Genomic DNA, 14,702 nt, shown 5'->3' with positions numbered 1-14,702 from the left:
TCGAAAATCAGGCGGTCCCATGGGACCGCCTGATTTTCGAGAACGACTGGAATCAGTCGGACATCGCGGCCGACAGCTGCTCGATCTGCTCGCTCAGCTCCAGCCAGCGCTCTTCCAGGCTGTCGATCTCGTCGTTGCAGGCCTTGAGGCTGCGGCCCGTCTCGGCCATGTCGGCGGGCGAGATGGGCTGGCTCAGCAGGCCTTCAAGCCGCGTGCGCTCGGCCTGCAGCTGGGGCAGGCGCTTGTCCAGCTGTTCCAGTTCCTTCTTGAACGGCCGGGTCTTCTCGGCCATTTGCTGGCGGGCCAGGGCGGCCAGGCGCCGTTGCTCGCGCTGGTCTCCGGCACTGGCGGCCGGCGGCGTGGGCGGGGCAGCGGGAGCCGGGGCCAGCGCAGCAGCCACGGGGGCCTGCACTGCAGGTGCAGCAGCTGCTGCGGGCTCCACCTGCGCTGCCGCCTTGCTGGTGGCCGCAGCCGCCTGTTCGGCCTTGCGGGCCTCTTCGCGCAGGCGGCGGGATTCTTCCAGCAGGTAGCGCTGGTAGTCGTCCAGGTCGCCGTCGAAGGGGCCGACCACGCCACGGCCGACCAGCCAGAAGTCCTCGCAGACCGAGCGCAGCAGCGCGCGGTCGTGGCTGACCAGCATGACGGTGCCGTCGAAGTCGTTGATCGCCATGGCCAGGGCCTCGCGCGTGGCCAGGTCCAGGTGGTTGGTGGGCTCGTCCAGCAGCAGCAGGTTGGGGCGCTGCCAGACGATCATGGCCAGCACCAGGCGGGCCTTTTCGCCGCCGCTCATGCTGCCCACGGCCTGCTTGACCATGTCGCCGCTGAAATTGAACGTGCCCAGGTAGCTGCGCAGGTCCTGCTCGCGGGCCTGCGGGCCGGTGGCGCCGGTGTCCCGTGCCAGGCGGATCATGTGCTCCATCGGGTTCTCGCCGGGGCGCAGCACGTCCAGTTCCTGCTGGGCGAAGTAGCCGATGTTCAGGCCCTTGCCTTCGGTCACGGTGCCGGCCAGGGCCTTCATCTCGCGCGCAATGGTCTTGACCAGGGTGGACTTGCCCTGGCCGTTGGCGCCCAGGATGCCGATGCGCTGGCCCGCCAGCACCGAGCGGTTGACGCCGCGCAGGATGGTGGTCGCCTGGCCTTCGTCGTCCAGGTAGCCGAATGCGGCGTCCGTGATCGCCAGCATGGGGTTGGGCAGGTTGGCCGGCGGCTTGAACTCGAAGGTGAAATCGGCGCTGGCCAGCATGGGTGCGACCTTTTCCATGCGCTCGATCTGCTTGACGCGGCTTTGCGCCTGCTTGGCCTTGGAGGCCTTGGCCTTGAAGCGGTCGATGAACTTCTGCAGGTGGGCAATCTTGTCCTGCTGGCGCTCGAACGAGGCCTGCTGCAGCAGGATCTGCTGGGCGCGCAGTTCCTCGAACTTGCTGTAGTTGCCGCCATAGCGCGTGACCTGCGCGTTTTCGATGTGCAGCGTGGTGTTGGTGATGGCGTCCAGGAATTCGCGGTCATGGCTGATCACGACCAGGGTGCCGGGGTAGCGCTTGAGCCAGGCTTCCAGCCAGACCAGGGCGTCCAGGTCCAAGTGGTTGGTGGGCTCGTCCAGCAGCAGCAGGTCGGAGGGGCACATCAGCGCGCGCGCCAGCTGCAGGCGCATGCGCCAGCCGCCGGAGAAGCTGTTGACGGGGTGCTCCAGCTCGGAGACCTTGAAGCCCAGGCCCAGGATCAGGGCCTGTGCGCGCGGCACGGCATCGTGCGCGCCGGCGTCGGCCAGGTCCACGTGGGCGTGGGCGATGGCCATGCCGTCCTCGCTGGCCTCGGCGGCCGCGAGCTGGGCGTTGAGCTCGCTCAGGCGGGTGTCGCCGTCCAGCACGAACTGGGTGGCCGTCTCCGAGGTCTCGGGCATGTTCTGCGCGACCTGGCCCAGGCGCCATTGCGAAGGGATGGAGAACTCTCCACCGTCCTCGGCCAGGCTGCCGTTGAGCAGGGCGAACAGGCTGGACTTGCCGGCGCCATTGCGTCCGACAAGGCCGACTTTTTCACCGGGGTTGATGGAGACGGAGGTGCTGTCCAGCAGCACGCGGGTGCCGCGGCGCAGGGTAATGTTGCGAAGGCTGATCATGAATGGGCAGGATTATCCCAGCGATTGCGCCAGGACAGGATTGCCGCCCGCCATGCCCGTGCCCGGCCACGGTGCAAAGCCCTGGTACCAGGCCCTAGATCGGCTGTATGCCCACGCGCTGCATCATGGACTGGGTGAACTGGATCTCGCGCTCGAAGCCCTTGGCATAGGCGTCGGCGCTGGTGATGGCGACCTTGCCGCCTTCCTGCTCCAGCAAGGCGATGACCCTGGGCTGCCTGAGCACCTCCTCCAGCGCCGTGCGCAGCCGCTGGACGATGGCCTCGGGCGTGGCGGCCGGCACGGACACGCCGCCCCAGGAAGTGAGGTTGACGTTGGGCACACCTAGCTCGGCCAGGGTCTGCACCTGGGGCAGCTTGGCATTGCGCTGCGGCCCGGCAATGGCCAGCGGCACCAGCTTGCCCGCCAGCACCTGGGGATAGGCCACGGAAAACAGCGGGGCGCCGAAGGCCACCTGCTGGCCCAGCACGGCATTGACCAGCTCGGACGCGCCCTTGTAGGGCACATGGTTGACCTGCAGGCCCATGCTGGAGGCCAGCATTTCCACACCCAGGTGCGATGGCGTGCCCACGCCGCCCGAGGCATAGTCCAGCGCGCCGGGCCTGGCCTTGGCGCGCGCGGCCAGGTCGTCCAGCGTGCGCATGCCAGAGTCGGCATGCACGACGACCAGGATGTCCGAGCGCGACATGCCCAGCACATGGCGGAAGTCCTTGAACACGTCGTAGCCCGGGCTTTTGTACATGCGCATGGCGGCGGCCATGGGCGAGCCCGAGTACAGCAGGGTGTAGCCGTCCGCCGGCGCCTTGGCCACCTGGCGTGCGCCGATGTTGCCGCCTGCGCCGGCGCGGTTGTCTATCACCACGGGCTGGCCCAGCTGGGCCGACAGCGCCTCGGCCACGATGCGCGCGGCCGTGTCGGGGCTAGTGCCGGCCAGGTAGGGCACCACCCATTTGATGGGGCGCGTGGGCCAGGCGCTGTCGTGTGTGGTGGCTGTGGCGGCTGTGGTGGCCCAGGGCAGGCCTGCGGCAAGCGATGCGGCGCCCGCAGCGCGCAGGAATCGGCGTCGGTCCGGCCTTTGGGATGGATTGTCTTGCATGGCGTTGTCTCCTTGTCTTTTCGCTTCTATGCCGGCCGGCCTCAGGCGCCGGCCCGCTCCAGCAGTTCCTTGGCGATGGTGTTGCGCTGTATCTCGCTGGTGCCCGTGAGCACGCGGTACATGCGCAGCATGCGGAACAGGAATTCCACGCGCCGGCCCTGGACGATGCCTTCGCCGCCATGGATCTGCACGGCGCGGTCGGCAATGCGGAACGCCGTCTCCGAGCAGAACAGCTTGCTCATCGAGGCCTGGGCGCGCGCATCGATGCCGGCGTCGATGGCGCGGGCTGTCTGCACCATCAGTGCGCGCGCGGCCATCCATTCGGTGGCCATGTCGGCCAGCATGTGCTGTATGGACTGGAACTGGGCAATGCTGCGGCCGAATTGCTGGCGCCCCAGCGCATAGTCGCGCGCATCGCGCAGCGCCACCTGGGCCAGCCCCAGCATGGCCGGGCAGTGCAGCAGGCGGTTGACGGTGATGCGGCCCAGCGCCAGGGCCAGGCCACGGCCCGGCTCGCCGATCAACTGGGCAGCGGGCACGCGGCAGCCGTCGAGCACGATGTCCCCCGTGCTCGATTGACCGGCCATGGTCTTGTAGCCTCTGACCACCTGCACGCCCGGGGCATGCAGGTCCACGAAGAAGGCGCTGATCTCGCGCTGCGGGCTGCCCTCGGGCGCGGTCGAGGCCATGAGTACGGCCAAGTCGGCAAACGGCGAGCCCGAGATGAAGCGCTTGCGGCCGTGGAGCACGTAATGGTCGCCTTCGAGCACGGCGCGCGTCTCCAGCGCGCCCGCGTCCGAGCCGGCTGCTGCCTCGGTCAGCGCAAAGCAGATGGATTTCTCGGCGCGCGCCACGGGCAGGATGAACTGCTCCATCTGCAGCGGCGTGGCCTTGCGGATCAGCGCGCCTATGCGTGGCGGGCCGCTGAGTTCGCCCAGCACATGGGGCGCGAAGGGCGAGCCCGTGGCGTAGATGGCCTCCTTGACCAGCACCTGATCGAGCACGGACAGGCCGGCGCCGCCCATGGCCTCGGGCAGGGTCATGCCGTAGAAGCCGCGCGCATGCGACAGCTTCCAGACCTGGCGCAGCAGCTCGGTGGAGGCGCTGTTTTCATGGTCCACGCCATGCGCGCGGGCGAGGTCGGCCAATTCGCCGTGGATGAAGGCGTTGAGCGCGTCGATCAGGCCGGCTGCGCGCTCCGAGCCTTCAAAGGGCATTTCCAGCAGGGCAGCGTTGGCGGCGGGGAGTGTGTCTTTGGCGTTCATCTCAGTTCACCTTGCGGGCGTGGTTGGCCCAGTAGGGCGCCTGCACGGCGCGGCGCATGACCTTGCCGTTGGGGTTCTTGGGCAGCTGCTGCACGAATTCGATGTGGCGCGGGCGCTTGAAGCCGCCCAGGCGCTCCGCGCAAAAGCGGTCCAGCGCGGCGCTGTCGCCGGCCAGACCGGGCTTGAGCACGATGTGGGCGGCCACGGCCTCGCCCCATTTGTCGTCGGGTATGGCGAACACGCAGGCATCGGCCACCGAGGCATGCTCGTAGAGCACGGACTCCACCTCGGACGGATAGACGTTGAAGCCGCCGCTGATGACCATGTCCTTCTTGCGGTCCACGATGTAGACAAAGCCCTGCTCGTCCATGCGGGCCAGATCGCCCGTGTGGTAGCGGCCGTTCCTGAGCACCTCGGCCGTCAGCTCGGGCGCGCGCCAGTAGCCTGCAAAGACATCGGCGCCGCTGACCACGATTTCGCCGATCTCGCCCTCGGGCACCGGGCGGCCCTCGTCGTCCAGCACCTCGACCAGGGATTCCAGGAAGGGCCGGCCGCAGGAAGCCAGCCGCTCTGGGCGCGATGCGCGCGCCTGCAGGTGGTCCTGCACCGTCAGGCCGCAGACGCCGGAGGTGGTCTCGCCTGCGCCGTAGCCCTGGGACAGGATGGGGCCGAACACGTCCATGGCCTGCAGGATGCGCGCGGGCGCCATGGGCGCTGCGCCGTAGCCCAGGCGCAGCAGGTCGGGCAGGGGGCGGTAGCGGCCGCCGATCTCGGCCAGCAGCATGTTGATCATGGTGGGCACCATGAAAGTATGGGTCACGCGCCGCGCCTGCATCTCGGCCATGAAGGCGCCCGGCTCGAAGCCCGAGAACAGGTGGATGGTGGCGCCCGTGCACAGCGCCGGCACCATCTGCATGCCCGAGGCGTGCGTGACCGGCCCCACCAGGCCCAGCACGTGGCCGGCCTGCATGCCCTCGCCGCGCATCAGGAATTTGCGCAGCTGGGCCAGGCGGTTGCCGAAGGTCTGCATGGCGGCCTTGAGCACGCCTGATGAGCCCGAGGTGTAGTGCAGCACGGCCACCTCGTGCTCGTGCACGGCCACGGGCTGAAAGCGGTCGCTGGCGCGGGCGAGCAGGGACTCGTAGCTTTCGCCGGCGGGGCCGTCCAGCAGCAGCAGGCGCACGTCGGAAGACTGCAGGTGCGGCTTGAAGGCCTCGGCGCGCGCTGCGGTGGTCACGATGACGGCGGCATCGCTGTTGGCCGCGATATCGCCCACTTCGCGCGGCGAAAGGCGTGCGTTGAAGGGCGCCTTGATGAGCCCGGCCTTGTAGCAGGCGATTTCGATCTCGACGATTTCCACGCAGTTGGGCAGGTAGATGCCCACGCGGTCGCCACGGGACAGGCCCTGGGCAAGCAGGGCGTTCGCCAGGCGGTTGGAGCGCTGCTCCAGCTCGGCGTAGCTGATGCTGCGCGCGGCGCTGGTCACAGCCGGCTGCGCGCCGTGGGCCTTGCAACTGCGCGCGACCAGTTCGCCGACATTGGGGATGGGAAGGGAGTGGGAGTGGGAATTGGGGTGGCCTGCGGTGGGCCGGGATGTCTCGTGCATGGCATTCCTTGGCTGAAGCCGCGCGTTTTGCGCGGCGTGCCATGCACTGTTCCAGAAGAGGCCTGGAGCGGGGAAATACCGTTTAGTGATTCAGGCGCATCAGAAAAATTGATGTCCAGATCAACCCTTGCGGTATTTGCTGATGGCCCGTACCCAGACCCCTGCGGTCATGCCGTCATGCCTGCTGCCAGCGCGCCTGCCAGATGCCGGCCGTGATCAGTTGCCGGGCCTGTGCCATCAGCGCCTGCTGAACCACCTGCAGTGCCGGGTCGCTGCTGCGGTTGGCCTGCACGGCCAGGAAGTAGCGGCGCAGCAGTTCGGGCGCCGTGACCTGGGCCACGATCCAGTCGTGCTGGATGGCCGTGGGCGCAGCCTTGGCTTCCTCGCGCAGCCAGGCGGGCGCATCGCTCAGCGAGCAGGCGGGCGTGAAGGTGAAGCCTGCGCCGCAGTGGTAGAGCGAGCCGATGACGCGCGCGGAATCGTGTTCGTGGACGATGTTCAGCCGCAGGTCCCGTGCGTCGGCGGCGGCCTCCACGGTCTGGCGGATGGAAAAGCGCCGCGACTGCAGCACCAGCGGCAGCTGGCAGGCGTGGGCAAAGTCCATGTGCGGCAGGCCGCCGTCCGGCGCGGGGCGCAGCAGCGGCGCCACGCTGCCATCGACATCCTGGCCGCAGATGTAGATGGATTCCTCGGCCATGGGCTGCACCTGCATGTCGTGCAGGCTGGCCGTGTCCACAAGAATGGCCAGGTCTGCGCGCCGGTCCAGCATGGCCTTCTGCACCATGAGGCTGAGGTCGTCGAGCACAAAGATGCGTATGCGCGGGTGGCTGTTGCGCAGGCTGGCGATCACGGGGCCGGCCAGCAGGCTGGTCAGCAAAAAGGGCAGGGCGATGGTGACCGAGCCTTCGGGGCCCTGCGGCAGGCGCTGTATGCGCTCGCGCATGGCATCGGCGTCGGACAGCAACCGGCGTGCGTCCTCGTACAGCTGGGCGCCGGCCGGCGTGGGGGTGACGCCGGCGTGGCTGCGCTCCAGCAACTGGGTGCCCAGCTCGCCTTCCAGCTTTTTGATCTGCGCCGTGAGCGCGGGCTGGGCCACGTACAGCGAGTGCGCGGCGCGCGAGAGGCTGCCCGCCTCCAGCACCGCGATGAAGTAGCGCAGCGCCCGCAGGTCCATTTCAGCCCAGGGGGCGGTAGGTGGGGCGCAGGGCCTCGATGTCGCCCTCGGTCCAGGCGCGCAGCGCCTCCTGGGTGATCAGCAGCACCTGTTCGTCGCCCGAACTGGTGTCCAGCCAGAACACGGGCAGGTCGGGGAAGGCGGCTTCGAAGAAGTCCTTTTCATTGCCGATTTCCAGCACGACCACGCCTTCCTTGGCCAGGCGCGAGGGCAGGTCCAGCAGCAGGCGGCGGATGAAGTCCATGCCGTCGGCGCCGCCGGCCAGCGCCAGTTCGGGCTCGGCCTGGTATTCGGCGGGCAGGCGCGACATGCTGTCGGCATTCACATAGGGCGGGTTGCACAGCACCAGGTCCCAGGGGCCGGGCAGGGCGGCCAGGCCATCGCTTTCCAGCAATTGCACGCGCTCGGCGAGTTCATGGCGGTCCACGTTGATGCGTGCCACGGCCAGCGCATCGGCCGAGATGTCGGCGCCCGTGACCTCGACCTCGGGCCAGGCCATGGCCGCCAGGCAGGCCAGGCTGCCGTTGCCGGTGCACAGGTCCAGCACGCGGCGCGTGCGGTCGGACAGCCAGCCGTCGATGCTGCCGTCGGCCAGCAGCTCGGCAATGAAGCTGCGCGGCACGATGGCGCGCTCGTCCACGTAGAAGGGCACGCCCTGCAGCCAGGCCTCGCGCGTGAGGTAGGCGGCGGGCTTGCGCGTTCGGATGCGCTCTGCGAACAGCTCGGCCACTTCGGCCTGCTGCTGGGCGCTGACGGCCTGGTCGGCCAGGGATTCGGGCGCGCCGGGCGCCAGTTCGCTGTCCAGCGGCAGGCCCAGTTTCCACAGCGTGAGCCAGGCCGCTTCGTCTTCGGCCGTGGCCGTGCCGTGGCCAAAGGCCACGCCGGCCGCCGTGAGCGCTGCGGCCCCGGAGGCCACGAGGTCGGCGATGGTGCTGCCCGAGATGGCGGGAATATTGGCAGGGGTGGGGGCGGATGTCATCGTCGGCTCCTTGGTCGCGTTCAGACGGCCTGCTGTCGCTGCAGCTCCTGGAGCGTGCGGCGGTAAATGTTCTTGATGGGCTCGATGTCGGCCACCACGATGTGCTCGTCGATCTTGTGGATGCTGGCGTTGGGCGGGCCCACCTCCACGACCTGGCTGCAGATCTGGGCGATGAAGCGGCCGTCGCTGGTGCCGCCCGTGGTGGACAGCTCGGTCTCCAGGCCGGTTTCGGCGCGGATGGCCGCCTGCACGGCGTTCACCAGCGTGCCAGGCGTGGTCAGGAAGGGCTGGCCGCCAATGGTCCAGGCCAGCTCGTACTCCAACTCGTGGCGGTCCAGCACGGCTTGCACGCGCTGCTGGAGCGATTCGGCCGTGGACTCGGTGCAGAAGCGGAAGTTGAAGTCGATGGTCACATGGCCGGGAATGACGTTGGACGCGCCCGTGCCGCCATGCATGTTGCTGATCTGCCAGCTGGTGGGTGGGAAGAAGGCATTGCCCTCGTCCCAGCGCGTGGCAGCCAGTTCGGCCAGGGCTGGAAGGGCCTGGTGGATGGGGTTGCGCGCCAGCTGCGGGTAGGCGATGTGGCCCTGGATGCCCTTGACCGTGAGGCGCCCGCTCATGGTGCCCCGGCGGCCGTTCTTGATCATGTCGCCCGTGCGTTCCACCGATGTGGGCTCGCCGACGATGCACCAGTCCAGGCGCTCGCCGCGCTCGCGCAGCAGCTCGACCACGACCTTGGTGCCGTCCACCGAGGGGCCTTCCTCGTCGCTGGTCAGCAGCAGGGCAATGTCGAAGGAGGGCGCCGGTGTCTCGGCCAGGAATTCCTCCAGCGCCACGACGAAGGCGGCGATGGAGGTCTTCATGTCGCTGGCGCCGCGGCCGTACAGCTTGCCGTCGCGGTGCGTGGGCACGAAGGGCGGGCTGCTCCACTGCTCCAGCGGGCCGGTAGGCACCACGTCGGTATGGCCGGCAAAGACCAGCACGGGCCGGTCGGCGCCTGTCCCGGAGCGCCGGGCCCAGAGATTGCGCACGCGAAAGCTGTCGGGGCCGCTGTCGATGCGCTCGCAGGCAAAGCCCATGGGCTGCAGGGCATCGGCCAGGAGTTCAAGGCAGCCGGCGTCTTCGGGAGTGACGGAGGGCAGGCTGATCAGCTGCTCGGTCAGTTGCAGGGTGCGGGACATGGTGGGTGGAATCAAAAAACAAAAAAGTCGGAGGGCCGGCTGCCGCCAGCGTGCTCCGACATTGTGAACGCTGCGGGGCTGGCCGATCAGTTCGGCTTGACTTCCAGCATGATTTCCGTGAACGAGGGCATGTCGTCCTCGCCGGGCGTGGCCAGTTCGGCGAACTGGCTGGACGGCGCGGCATGGCTGGCCTTGACCACGTCGTTTTCCAGGCGCCACATCAGGTTGGTGGGCGAATCGGCGAAGGCCAGGGCTTCGGCGCGGTCGATGCGGCCGGAGCGGACCAGCTGCGCCAGCGCCTCTTCAAAGGTCTGCGAGCCTTCGGCCATGGATTTTTCCATGGCCTCCTTGACGCCCGAGAAGTTGCCGCGCTCGATGAGGTCGGCGATCAGCTTGGTGTTGAGCATGACCTCGACGGCCGGCATGCGGCCGCCGTCCACGGTGCGCACCAGGCGCTGGGAGATCACGCCCTTGAGTGCAGCCGACAGCTCGCCGAGCATGGTGGGGCGGATTTCCTCGGGGAAGAAGGACAGGATGCGGTTGAGCGCGTGGTAGCTGTTGTTGGCGTGCAGCGTGGCCAGGCACAGGTGGCCCGACTGCGCAAAGCCCATGGCCGAGGACATGGTCTCGCGGTCGCGGATTTCGCCGATCAGGATCACGTCGGGGGCCTGGCGCAGCGCATTCTTGAGCGCGATCTGCAGCGATGCCGTGTCCGAGCCCACTTCGCGCTGGTTGACGATGGAGCGCTTGTTGCGGAACTGGTATTCGATGGGGTCCTCGATGGTGAGGATGTGGCCCGTGAGCTTTTCGTTGCGCGCATCGATCATCGAGGCCAGCGTCGTGCTCTTGCCCGAGCCCGTGGAGCCCACGACCAGCAGCAGGCCGCGCTTTTGCATGATCAGCTCGCCCAGCACGGGCGGCAGGTTCAGCGTGTCCATGGCCGGAATGTGCTGGGCGATGAAGCGGATCACCACGGCGCAGCTGCCGCGCTGGTGCATGGCGCTGACGCGAAAACGCCCCACGCCGCGCAGCGGCACGCCCATGTTGAGCTCGCCCGTTTCGTCCAGCTCCTGCAGGCGCTCGGCCGGCACGATCTCGGCCAGCAGGCTGCGCGGCGCGTCGGGCGGCAGCAGCTGATTGTTGATGGGCACGCATTCGCCGTTGATCTTGATCAGCGCCGGCGCGTTGACCGCCAGGTAGACGTCGGACGCCTGCTTCTCGCCCATCAGGCGCAAAATCCTCTCCATCGTGCCCATGTTTTCCCCCAAATTCGTGTACTGCCGCTGTTCTTGGATCGTCTGCACGCTCTTGTGACGTGAAACGGGCGTCCGCTGCCTGGTGGCCGGGGACGCCCTCGAGAGTATGCCTTGCTCCATCCCCTGAACAGGGGATGTTTTGGCGCCGCAACCACGCCTTTGGCGCGGTGCGGATGCGGATCAATCGCGCAGCAGGTCGTTCAGGCTCGTGGTGGAGCGGGTCTTGGCATCGACCTTCTTGACGATGATGGCGGCGTACATGCTGTAGCGGCCGTTGTCCTTGGGCAGGTTGCCCGACACCACCACCGAGCCGGCAGGCACGCGGCCATAGCTGGTCTCGCCGGTCGCACGGTCATAGATGGGGGTGGACTGGCCGATGTACACGCCCATGGAGATCACGGAGTTCTCTTCCACGATCACGCCTTCGACGATCTCGGAACGCGCGCCGATGAAGCAGTTGTCCTCGATGATGGTCGGGTTGGCCTGCAGCGGCTCCAGCACGCCGCCCAGGCCCACGCCGCCGGACAGGTGCACGTTCTTGCCGACCTGGGCGCAGGAGCCCACGGTGGCCCAGGTGTCAACCATGGTGCCTTCGTCCACATAGGCGCCGATGTTCACGTAGGAAGGCATCAGGATCGCGCCCTTGGCAACGAAGCTGCCACGGCGGGCCACGGCCGGGGGCACCACGCGCACGCCGGTGGCGGCGATCTCGGCCTCGGTCATGCCGGCGAACTTGGTGGGCACCTTGTCGAAGAAGTTCAGGTCGCCGGACTGCATCAGCACGTTGTCCTTGAGGCGGAAGGACAGCAGCACGGCCTTCTTGATCCACTGGTGCACGGTCCACTGGCCCACGCCTTCGCGCGTGGCCACGCGCAGCTGGCCGTTGTTCAGGGCTTCGATCACGTGGTCCACGGCCTCGGTCACTTCCTTGGGGGCGGCAGCGGGGGAGAGGCTGGCACGGTTGTCCCAGGCGGTGTCGATGATGGATTGCAGCTGTTGCGTCATATGGCTTTGGTGATCAAAGGGTTTGTGAGGAAAGGGGAGCGCAGGGCTGTCTCAGCGCTGGCGCGATTCTATGAACTGTGCAATGCGCTGGGCGGCTTCCAGGCATTCTGCGGTCTCGGCCACCAGGGCCATGCGCACGCGCCCGGCGCCGGGGTTGCGGCCATTGGCCTCGCGCGCCAGGTAGCTGCCGGGCAGCACGGTCACGCCGGTGGCGGCATACAGCTCGCGTGCAAAGTCGGCGTCGTCCAGGCCCAGCGATTCGGGAATGCCGGCCCACAGGTAGAAGCTTGCGTCAGGCAGGCGCACATCCATCACGCGCGCCAGCACGGGCGTGACCTGGTTGAACTTTTCGCGGTACAGGCGGCGGTTTTCCGCGACATGGGCCTCGTCGGCCCAGGCCGCCATGCTGGCCGTCTGCACCACGGGGCTCATGGCGCCGCCGTGGTAGGTGCGGTACAGCAAAAAGGCCTTGATCAGGGCCGCATCGCCCGCCACGAAGCCGCTGCGCAGGCCAGGCACATTGCTGCGCTTGGACAGGCTGGTGAACATCAGCAGGTTTTTGTAGTCCGTGCGGCCCAGGCGCTGCGCGGCTTCCAGGCCGCCCAGGGGGGCGGTGCCGTCGAAATAGATCTCGCTGTAGCACTCGTCGCTGGCAATCACGAAGCCGTAGCGGTCGGACAGGGCAAACAGCTTTTCCCACTCGGCCAGCGGCATCACCGCGCCCGTGGGGTTGCCGGGCGAGCACACGAAGATCAGCTGGGTCTTTTCCCACACGTCGGCGGGCACGCTGTCCCAGTCCACTGCGAAGTTGCGCGCGGCGTCGCTGGGCGCGTAGTACGGCTGGGCACCGGCCAGCAGGGTGGCGCCTTCGTAGATTTGATAGAACGGGTTGGGGCAGATCACGCGCGCTCCGTCCTGGCTGGCATCCACCACCACCTGGGTGAAGGCAAACAGTGCCTCGCGCGAGCCGTTGACTGGCAGCACCTGGGTGGCGGCGTCCAGGGCAATGCCATAGCGCTGGCGTGCCCATTGGGCGCAGGCCTCGCGCAGCGCGGGCTCGCCGGCCGTGGCGGGGTATTTGGCCAGGCCGCCGAGGTCGGCGCTCAGTGCCTGCTCGATGAACGCCGGCGTGGCATGGCGGGGCTCTCCGATGCCAAGGCTGATGGGGCGCACGCCCGCCGGTGGCTGGACCCCGGCGAACAGTTTGCGAAGACGCTCAAACGGGTAGGGCTGGAGTCGGGAGAGCAGGGGATTCATGGGCTCGCATTATGGATTGATGCGCTTTCGGCATGCCGTTGTCACAGGTGACTGCGGGTCTGCACGCTGGATTTTTTGCATTCTGTTACCTATTCTGGCATGGTCTCGACTGGGGCCATGCCATCTCGTGTGGCGGGGCCTCGTGAACGGTGAATTCCAGATACCAATGACTAGAGAGGCAATCAGCTATGCAGGCAGGCGCTGGCATGGAAAAAGTGGGGAACAGGCATCGTAAGCATACATCCGGCCCCGGGGCTGGCTTCCTTGTATGCGCCGTGTGGGCATTGGCGGGGCCGCCGCTGGCGTTGGTGGCCGGTTCGGCGGGCTTGGGGCCCTGGGTTTGGGGTGCCTTGCTGCTGTGGGCCGGACTGCTGCTGGGCGGCATGCACAGGCTTTGGTCGAGGGTGATCGGCGAGCGCGAATTGCTGCAGCAGGCCATGCAGGGCATCGCCCAGGGCGACCTGAGCCAGCGAGTGACCGTGGAGGCTGCCGCCTCGCAGGAGGGCGCCGGTGCTGTCCAGACGCCCAAGGCGCTGCTGGGAGGCATGGTCACCTCGCTGTCGGGCATGGTGGCCGATGTGCGCAGCAACGCGGCCCTGGTGGCGCAGGCCGGGCAGCAATTGGTGAACGAGCACCAGGCGCTGTCCGATCGCACCGAGCTGCAGGCCACCAACCTGGCCCAGACCGTGGTCAGCGTGGAACAGTTGAGTAGCGCCGTGCAGCACAACGCCGATGTGGTGGGCGTGGTCCATCACCAGGCCAGCGCCGTGCGCGGCGCGGCTGATGAAGGCGTGGTGGCCATGGGCCGCGCCGTGGAGTCGGTGGAGACCATTGAGAACAGCGCCGGGCGCATGCGGGAGATCATCGGCGTGATCGACGGCATCGCTTTCCAGACCAATATCCTCGCGCTCAATGCCGCCGTTGAGGCCGCACGGGCTGGCGAGCAGGGCCGGGGCTTTGCCGTGGTGGCCAGCGAGGTGCGTTCCCTGGCAGGCCGCTCGGCGGAGGCGGCGCGCGAGATTCGCCACCTGATTGGCGATGCCCTGACCCAGGTGGAGCACAGCACCGAGTTGATCCGCACGGCCGGGCGTGGCATGGAGCGCGTGACCGAAGGCATCCGCCAGGTGGCCGAGCACATGGGCGAGCTGTCGCAGTCCACGGGCAACCAGAGCACGGGCCTGGCCGAGATCAGCCGCGCCGTGCACCAGATCGACGAGATTACCCAGCACAACGCGCAGATGGTGGGCCACGCGCTGGACCAGGCACGCGCGCTGCAGCAGCGCGCGCAGATGCTGTCAGGGGCGGTGTCGCGCTTTCGGCTGCAGCAGGGCACGGCGGAGGAAGCCGTGGCCCTGGTCGAGTCGGCCCTGGGCCTGGCGCGGCGCGGCGTGGCCACCGAGGCACTGCTGGCCGCCGTGAACGACCCCGGCCAGCCCTTCCATGACCGCGATATGTACGTGTTCGCCCTGGCCGCCGACGGCAGCTACCGCGCCTTCGGCGGCAACCCTGCGCGTGTGGGCGTGCGCGTGCAGGAGCTGCCAGGCGTGCGGGGTGAGCAGCTGCTGGCCGACATCATTGCCCAGGCCGAGCGCGGCCCAGGCTGGGTGGAGTACGACTTCAGAAACCCTGCCACGCAACAGGTACAGACCAAGATGTCCTTCGTCTGCAAGCATGGCGGGCTGTACTGGGGTTGCGGGGTCTACAAGAGCCTGGCGCTGGCTGCGTAGGCGGGTCTCGCTGCCCGCCCGC

11 protein-coding genes are annotated in these 14,702 nt (G+C 68.1%); 1 reads left to right on the top strand and 10 read right to left on the bottom strand.

Annotated elements, in window-relative coordinates; genetic code table 11:
• Positions 1 to 52: 52 nt before the first annotated feature.
• From IAE24_RS18870 to dapC, 10 genes are all read right to left on the bottom strand, one after another.
• Positions 53 to 2,116: an ABC-F family ATP-binding cassette domain-containing protein gene (locus tag IAE24_RS18870; RefSeq protein ID WP_199961778.1), complete on the bottom strand. Its 2,064-nt coding sequence runs from the start codon at positions 2,114 to 2,116 to the stop codon at positions 53 to 55.
• 94 nt (positions 2,117 to 2,210) lie between these two features.
• The gene (locus IAE24_RS18865) at positions 2,211 to 3,230 is read right to left on the bottom strand and encodes a tripartite tricarboxylate transporter substrate binding protein (protein ID WP_199961779.1); all 1,020 of its coding nucleotides are present in this window, start codon (positions 3,228 to 3,230) and stop codon (positions 2,211 to 2,213) included.
• 41 nt (positions 3,231 to 3,271) lie between these two features.
• Positions 3,272 to 4,495 (bottom strand): acyl-CoA dehydrogenase family protein, encoded by a 1,224-nt coding sequence (locus IAE24_RS18860; protein ID WP_199961780.1) that lies wholly within the window; start codon positions 4,493 to 4,495, stop codon positions 3,272 to 3,274.
• Between the two features lies 1 nt (position 4,496).
• A complete protein-coding gene (locus IAE24_RS18855) occupies positions 4,497 to 6,101 on the bottom strand; it encodes a class I adenylate-forming enzyme family protein (RefSeq protein WP_199961781.1) in 1,605 nt (534 codons plus the stop codon).
• A 175-nt stretch (positions 6,102 to 6,276) separates the two neighbouring features.
• Positions 6,277 to 7,275, bottom strand: coding sequence for a LysR family transcriptional regulator (locus tag IAE24_RS18850; protein WP_199961782.1), 999 nt, complete (start codon positions 7,273 to 7,275; stop codon positions 6,277 to 6,279).
• A gap of 1 nt (position 7,276) precedes the next feature.
• On the bottom strand, positions 7,277 to 8,254 hold the full coding sequence (gene prmB / locus IAE24_RS18845; protein WP_013802545.1) for a 50S ribosomal protein L3 N(5)-glutamine methyltransferase: 978 nt from the start codon (positions 8,252 to 8,254) through the stop codon (positions 7,277 to 7,279).
• A gap of 20 nt (positions 8,255 to 8,274) precedes the next feature.
• Entirely contained in the window at positions 8,275 to 9,435 is a 1,161-nt protein-coding gene (gene dapE / locus IAE24_RS18840; RefSeq protein WP_199961783.1) for a succinyl-diaminopimelate desuccinylase, read from the bottom strand.
• 86 nt (positions 9,436 to 9,521) lie between these two features.
• A complete protein-coding gene (locus tag IAE24_RS18835) occupies positions 9,522 to 10,691 on the bottom strand; it encodes a PilT/PilU family type 4a pilus ATPase (RefSeq protein ID WP_012205449.1) in 1,170 nt (389 codons plus the stop codon).
• A gap of 180 nt (positions 10,692 to 10,871) precedes the next feature.
• On the bottom strand, positions 10,872 to 11,696 hold the full coding sequence (dapD, locus tag IAE24_RS18830) for a 2,3,4,5-tetrahydropyridine-2,6-dicarboxylate N-succinyltransferase (RefSeq protein ID WP_012205450.1): 825 nt from the start codon (positions 11,694 to 11,696) through the stop codon (positions 10,872 to 10,874).
• A gap of 51 nt (positions 11,697 to 11,747) precedes the next feature.
• On the bottom strand, positions 11,748 to 12,953 hold the full coding sequence (dapC, locus tag IAE24_RS18825; RefSeq protein ID WP_199961784.1) for a succinyldiaminopimelate transaminase: 1,206 nt from the start codon (positions 12,951 to 12,953) through the stop codon (positions 11,748 to 11,750).
• 188 nt (positions 12,954 to 13,141) lie between these two features.
• Between dapC and IAE24_RS18820 the strand changes: the two genes are divergently transcribed.
• Positions 13,142 to 14,680: a methyl-accepting chemotaxis protein gene (locus tag IAE24_RS18820; RefSeq protein WP_199961785.1), complete on the top strand. Its 1,539-nt coding sequence runs from the start codon at positions 13,142 to 13,144 to the stop codon at positions 14,678 to 14,680.
• Positions 14,681 to 14,702 lie beyond the last annotated feature (22 nt).

Origin of the sequence: Delftia sp. S65 (assembly GCF_016516495.1) — a bacterium.
Classification (GTDB): Bacteria; Pseudomonadota; Gammaproteobacteria; order Burkholderiales; family Burkholderiaceae_C; genus Comamonas; species Comamonas acidovorans.
The sequence above is the reverse complement of the archived record's forward strand: the minus strand, read 5'-3'. Positions and strand labels throughout refer to the sequence as shown.

Coding starts and splice junctions, on each gene's coding strand:
- IAE24_RS18870 (WP_199961778.1), bottom strand. CDS start 2,116: ATGATCAGCCTTCGCAACATTACCCTGCGCCGCGGCACCCGCGTGCTG.
- IAE24_RS18865 (WP_199961779.1), bottom strand. CDS start 3,230: ATGCAAGACAATCCATCCCAAAGGCCGGACCGACGCCGATTCCTGCGC.
- IAE24_RS18860 (WP_199961780.1), bottom strand. CDS start 4,495: ATGAACGCCAAAGACACACTCCCCGCCGCCAACGCTGCCCTGCTGGAA.
- IAE24_RS18855 (WP_199961781.1), bottom strand. CDS start 6,101: ATGCACGAGACATCCCGGCCCACCGCAGGCCACCCCAATTCCCACTCC.
- IAE24_RS18850 (WP_199961782.1), bottom strand. CDS start 7,275: ATGGACCTGCGGGCGCTGCGCTACTTCATCGCGGTGCTGGAGGCGGGC.
- prmB (WP_013802545.1), bottom strand. CDS start 8,254: ATGACATCCGCCCCCACCCCTGCCAATATTCCCGCCATCTCGGGCAGC.
- dapE (WP_199961783.1), bottom strand. CDS start 9,435: ATGTCCCGCACCCTGCAACTGACCGAGCAGCTGATCAGCCTGCCCTCC.
- IAE24_RS18835 (WP_012205449.1), bottom strand. CDS start 10,691: ATGGGCACGATGGAGAGGATTTTGCGCCTGATGGGCGAGAAGCAGGCG.
- dapD (WP_012205450.1), bottom strand. CDS start 11,696: ATGACGCAACAGCTGCAATCCATCATCGACACCGCCTGGGACAACCGT.
- dapC (WP_199961784.1), bottom strand. CDS start 12,953: ATGAATCCCCTGCTCTCCCGACTCCAGCCCTACCCGTTTGAGCGTCTT.
- IAE24_RS18820 (WP_199961785.1), top strand. CDS start 13,142: ATGCAGGCAGGCGCTGGCATGGAAAAAGTGGGGAACAGGCATCGTAAG.